At 27.5% G+C, this 320-nt stretch carries 1 protein-coding gene; it reads right to left on the bottom strand.

Annotated elements, in window-relative coordinates; all coding sequences use genetic code 11:
• A partial coding sequence (locus tag HMPREF2629_RS07955) for a transposase (protein WP_141756719.1) occupies nt 1-320 on the bottom strand: 320 nt, incomplete at both ends.

The following is a 320-nucleotide window of genomic DNA, read 5'->3' as shown; positions in this document are numbered from 1 at the left end:
GATAAGTGAAAAAAGACAATTTCTATTGAAATAATATAGAAATTGTCTTTTTTATAATTTTTTTGATTATTTTCAGCTCGTTGAGCTGTTACTTTTCTTATATTAAGTGCCATTAGCACAAATCCTAGTTCTCTTTTGGCTTTATTTATCCCTCGAACGGACATTCGAGTGAAACCCAAAATAGCCTTCATAAATCCAAAAACAGGCTCCACATCAATTTTTCTTTGACTGTAGATGGTTTTTATTTTTGGTTCTGAAAGCTTTTTATTAATTTGGGCTTTAAAATATTCCCAATTATAATTTTTCATTATTTTTTTATT

This window comes from Staphylococcus sp. HMSC034C12 (assembly GCF_001835895.1).
GTDB lineage: Bacteria > Bacillota > Bacilli > Staphylococcales > Staphylococcaceae > Staphylococcus > Staphylococcus hominis.
This window is presented reverse-complemented; position numbering and strand designations above follow the sequence as displayed.